The sequence below is a fragment of the Coprobacter sp. genome, assembly GCF_982436375.1.
The window spans coordinates 1-5,368 of record NZ_CEWDCG010000198.1 but is presented as its reverse complement, the minus strand read 5'-3'; the positions used below and the strand labels follow the sequence as shown (position 1 = coordinate 5,368).

4 protein-coding genes are annotated in these 5,368 nt (G+C 39.6%); 3 read left to right on the top strand and 1 reads right to left on the bottom strand.

Annotated features, from left to right (window positions below; genetic code table 11):
- Positions 1 to 1,398: sulfatase family protein (locus tag AC1WHX_RS10190; protein ID WP_481229284.1), on the bottom strand; the 1,398-nt coding region annotated here is incomplete at its 3' end.
- 245 nt (positions 1,399 to 1,643) lie between these two features.
- On the opposite strand from AC1WHX_RS10190, the gene AC1WHX_RS10185 reads away from it, so the two are divergent.
- From AC1WHX_RS10185 to AC1WHX_RS10175, 3 genes are all read left to right on the top strand, one after another.
- On the top strand, positions 1,644 to 2,918 hold the full coding sequence (locus AC1WHX_RS10185; protein WP_122337325.1) for a replication-associated recombination protein A: 1,275 nt from the start codon (positions 1,644 to 1,646) through the stop codon (positions 2,916 to 2,918).
- A gap of 289 nt (positions 2,919 to 3,207) precedes the next feature.
- Positions 3,208 to 4,275 (top strand): 3-phosphoserine/phosphohydroxythreonine transaminase, encoded by a 1,068-nt coding sequence (gene serC, locus AC1WHX_RS10180; protein WP_009319261.1) that lies wholly within the window; start codon positions 3,208 to 3,210, stop codon positions 4,273 to 4,275.
- A 15-nt stretch (positions 4,276 to 4,290) separates the two neighbouring features.
- Complete coding sequence (locus AC1WHX_RS10175) at positions 4,291 to 5,211, top strand: NAD(P)-dependent oxidoreductase (protein ID WP_195595810.1); 921 nt, start codon at positions 4,291 to 4,293, stop codon at positions 5,209 to 5,211.
- Positions 5,212 to 5,368: the final 157 nt, after the last annotated feature.

Genomic DNA, 5,368 nt, shown 5'->3' with positions numbered 1-5,368 from the left:
CACCCATGACACGGTATTAGGCAATTCACTCGGCTCTATATACTTCCATTTTCCCTGAATAATCGAAAGTGTATTATTCAGATTTTGCTGAACGACATATTCCCGGTCTTTCGATTCGTCACCTAAAAAGACAGAAAGATTGCCTCGACTATCCGGAGCAACCCCTTCCGGTAATTTCTTGCCTAACAGTTCTGCCATAGAAGCAAATACATCGACTTGCGAAAACAACGCATGTTGCTTTACAGGTTTGATTCTATCCGGCCATCGGACAATAAACGGCACACGTGTTCCGGCTTCATAAGCACTATATTTACCTCCTCTATAAATTCCCATAGGCGTATGCCCGTTCAGATTTTCCAAAGCCCCATCTATATATCCGTCATCAATCACAGGTCCGTTATCACTTGTAAAAATAAATAGGGTATTATTCGCTATGCCCAAACTGTCAAGCGTATGCATCAATTGCCCGATAGTCCAATCCAGTTGCAATATGACATCACCTCTCACACCCAAATCGCTTTTCCCGGCAAAACGAGGATGTGGAATACGAGGAACATGCACATCTTGAGTCCCTAAATATAGAAAAAACGGATTTTCTTTATTTTTGGCTATAAAGGCTTTAGCTTTAGAAACTATCGTGTCGGCAATATCTTCATCTACCCATAAAGCGGATTTGCCTCCCGTCATATATCCGATACGTCCTATGCCATTGATAATCGTATTATCGTGTCCATGACTCGATTTCATTTTCAATAATTCAGGATTTTCTTTTCCCGTAGGCCAATTACCTACTTTTTTATTATAATCTACAAAAATAGGGTCTTTCGGATCAAGATTTACCACCCTGTCATTTTCGACATATACACACGGAACACGATCTACCGTAGCAGGAATAACAAAATCATAATCAAAACCTATATTTCGAGGGCTCGGAGTTATCTCTCCATTCCAATCAGGTCCATTCGGCCCTCCTAATCCCAAATGCCATTTACCGATCGCACCGGTAACATAACCAGCGTTCTTAAACAGATCAGCCATAGTAACACATGCCGTATCGATAATCATACCGGCATTCCCCGTAGCGATCTCGGTATTCTCATAACGCCACGGATATGCTCCTGTCAACAAACAAAACCGAGAAGGGGTACTTGTTGCCGACGATGCATAAGCGTTCATAAACTGAGCTCCCTGAGCCGCCAACGAATCGATATGTGGAGTCTGTATTTTTGTCGCACCATAACAACTCAAATCACCAAAACCCAAATCATCCGAAAAAATATAAATTACATTCGGTAACCGATCATCTGACTTTATAACTTCTTTTTTCGGGGAAACCGTACATCCGGTAAATAAAGAAAATCCGGGGAGCAGACTCCATAATAAATAAGGATGATTCATTCTAATAGTATTTTTAAAGTTTACCATATACCAACCATTAATAAAAAGGACAACTTATTCCATAGTTTAGATTTTGTATATCCAAAGTATTTTTACAAAAATAAGATACTTTTTGAGTTAAAACAATAAATTGGTTGTTAATCTCTCCACACCCTATACATACACATCAAAATTATTCTTCCGACAAGAATCTCACCGATCTATTTTTTCGTACTTTTGTGCGTTCAAATCAAAAAGCGATATTTATGTTACAACCTCTGGCAGAAAGATTACGTCCACAAAATTTAGACGAGTACATAGGACAAGAACATCTGGTAGGGAAAGGCGCTATTTTACGGCGAATGATCGATGCCGGACAAATTTCCTCCTTTATTTTATGGGGGCCTCCGGGCGTCGGCAAAACGACTTTAGCCAAAATCATATCCAATCAGTTAGACGTTCCGTTCTATACCCTAAGTGCGATTCATTCGGGAGTAAAAGATGTACGCGATGTTATAGAAAAATGCAAAAATAACCGGATGTTCCAAACGGGCAGACCGATACTTTTTATTGATGAAATACACCGATTCAATAAATCTCAACAAGATTCTTTATTAGGTGCCGTAGAAAACGGGACTGTTACCCTGATCGGCGCAACGACAGAAAATCCCTCTTTCGAAGTAATACGTCCTCTCCTATCGCGCTGCCAGGTATATGTTCTCAAATCTCTTGAAGTAAAAAATTTACAAGCGCTTCTCGATCGGGCTATTCATTACGATAAAGTATTGAAAAACTTAAAAATCGAAATACAAGAAACAAATGCATTGTTTCGTTATTCAGGAGGTGATGCCCGCAAGCTTCTCAATATTTTAGATCTGATTACCAGTTCAAACGAACCCGAAAAAACAATAATTATCGATGATGCGACGGTGACAGATCGGCTGCAACAGAATCCGTCAGCATACGATAAAGGCGGAGAAATGCACTATGACATCATATCGGCATTTATCAAGTCGATTCGGGGAAGCGACCCAGACGGAGCTATTTACTGGTTAGCCCGAATGGTAGCCGGAGGAGAAGATCCGGCCTTTATCGCCCGACGTCTTGTCATATCGGCAGCAGAAGATATCGGACTCGCTAATCCGAATGCCTTGTTAATCGCCAATGCTTGTTTCGACGCGCTTCAGAATATCGGATGGCCTGAAGGACGGATCATTTTGGCCGAGGCAACGATTTATCTGGCGAGCAGTCCTAAAAGCAATTCGGCCTATATGGCAATAAATGATGCTTTAGGGATAGTAGAACGTACCGGAAATCTACCTGTTCCGTTACATTTGCGAAACGCGCCGACATCTTTGATGAAAGAACTGGAATACGGTAAAAACTATAAATATGCACATGATTATGAAAATCATTTCGTCAAACAACAATTTCTTCCGGACGAATTAAAAAACGACTCTATATGGAAACCTCAGCCCAATCCGGCAGAAAATAAATTAAAAGACCATTTATCTTATTTATGGAAAGACCGTTACAAATAGACAAACTCCCTAAAAACGGGATTACAACTATAATATTGTAAACCAAACGAAGAGTAAAATAACAAATAGTTTTTTTATTTGTCCATTTATATTCAAATTGATCGGATATTTTTTTTGTTATACATAAAATTTGTATTAATTTCGCAGCATCGATATACAACAGAAATTGTTTTTAATCCGATCCGGAATTCTCCGAATATTACATATTTATAGAAACCTTAATATGCATGCCGGAAAACAATTTCCTAAATATTAATAGAACAGTATATAAACTATAAATATTGAACAAATGAAGAAGCACAATTTTTACGCAGGTCCTTCTATTCTGAGTGAATACACCATCAAAAACACGGCTGATGCCGTATTAGATTTTGCAGGGACAGGATTATCTTTATTGGAAATATCACACCGTAGCAAAGAATTCGTCGCTGTAATGGATGAAGCTCAAGCTCTTGTAAAAGAGTTATTAGATGTTCCGTCCGGATACGAGGTCGTTTTTCTCGGTGGTGGCGCCAGTCTGCAATTCTGCATGGTTCCGTTCAATTTGTTGAAAAAGAAAGCCGCTTATCTTGAAACCGGAACCTGGGCTGTAAACGCTATTAAAGAAGCCAAGTTATTCGGTGAAGTCGATGTTGTCGCTTCTTCAAAAGAAGCTAACTTTACTTATATTCCTAAAGGATATACAGTACCCGAAGATGCCGATTACTTTCATATCACTACCAACAATACCATCTTCGGTACTGAAATGCGCTATGATCCGGATGTAAAAGTACCGTTGGTAGCAGATATGTCTTCGGACATTTTCTCGCGCCCGATCGATATTGCCAAATACAATATCATTTATGCTGGAGCACAAAAGAACTTAGCACCTGCCGGTGTTACAATCGCAATTGTTCGTGAAGATGCCCTCGGACATGTAGATCGTGCTATTCCCACCATGCTCGATTACCGAACCCACATCAAAAAAGGATCTATGTTTAACACTCCTCCCTGTTTACCGGTATTCTCAGCATTGCAAACATTAAAATACTACAAGCAATTGGGTGGCGTTAAGGTGCTTGAAAAAATGAATATCGAAAAAGCGGCTATTCTTTACGATGAAATAGATCGCAATAAACTGTTTAAAGGAACAGCTAATGTAGAAGACCGCTCGATCATGAACGTTTGTTTCGTAATGAATGACGAATACAAAGACCTGGAAGACGAATTTATCAAATTCGCGACAAGCAAAGGTATGGTCGGCATTAAAGGTCACCGCTCCGTAGGAGGTTTCAGAGCATCCATTTACAATGCAATGCCAAAATCAAGTGTCGAAGCTTTGATCGACACGATGAAAGAATTTGAAAAAGCTCATTAATAAGGAGACACGATCATGAAAATATTAGTTGCAACAGATAAACCGTTCGCAGCTGTTGCTGTAAACGGAATCAAAGATGTAGTAGAAAGTGCCGGCATCGAATTAGCTTTACTCGAAAAATACGGAGAAAAAAGTAAATTATTGGACGCTGTTAAAGACGTTGAAGGCTTGATTGTCCGTAGTGATATTATCGATGCAGAAGTTCTCAATGCCGCCAAACAATTAAAAGTCGTTGTCCGTGCCGGAGCAGGATATGACAATATCGACCTTGCAACAGCAACTGCCAACGGAGTTTGTGTAATGAATACTCCCGGACAAAATTCAAACGCAGTAGCCGAATTAGTATTCGGGATGACAGTCATGATGGCCCGGAATCTGTATAACGGAACATCAGGGACAGAGTTAAAAGGTAAAAAATTAGGTATTCACGCATTTGGTCAGGTAGGCCGCAACGTTGCACGCATTGCGAAAGGTTTCGGAATGGAAGTTTTCGCTTTTGACCCTTATTGCCCGGCATCAGTGATGGAAGCAGAGGGGGTAAAACCGATTACAGACATCAATGAACTTTACTCAACCTGTCAATATGTATCATTGCATATTCCGGCAACCAATGAAACTAAAAAATCGATCAATTATGCTCTTCTGAAACAAATGCCCAAAGGCGCTATGCTCATTAATACAGCACGCAAGGAAGTCATAAATGAAGAAGAATTAGTGCAAATAATGGATGAACGTCCGGATTTCCGTTACGTATCGGACATTACACCTGATAATGCATCTGTGTTCGCAGAAAAATTTACAGGACGCTATTTCTTCACTCCGAAGAAAATGGGTGCTCAAACAGCCGAAGCCAACATCAACGCAGGAATCGCCGCAGCAAAACAATCAGTAGGATTTTTGAAAGAGGGTATAGACAAGTTTAAAGTAAACAAATAAACATATTTTTACGTTTATAACAAAGCGTTAAGATGACAAAGAAATCTAAATTCCTCTGTCATCTTAACGCTTTATCCGTTCTAAATATTATTTTCGCATATATTTTAAAATCTATAATATGGCTCAAATAAAACCGTTTAAAGGAATAAGACCACCC

Bases quoted from the DNA above. Each gene is read 5' to 3' on its own strand.
- AC1WHX_RS10185 (WP_122337325.1), top strand. From the start codon at position 1,644: ATGTTACAACCTCTGGCAGAAAGATTACGTCCACAAAATTTAGACGAG.
- serC (WP_009319261.1), top strand. From the start codon at position 3,208: ATGAAGAAGCACAATTTTTACGCAGGTCCTTCTATTCTGAGTGAATAC.
- AC1WHX_RS10175 (WP_195595810.1), top strand. From the start codon at position 4,291: ATGAAAATATTAGTTGCAACAGATAAACCGTTCGCAGCTGTTGCTGTA.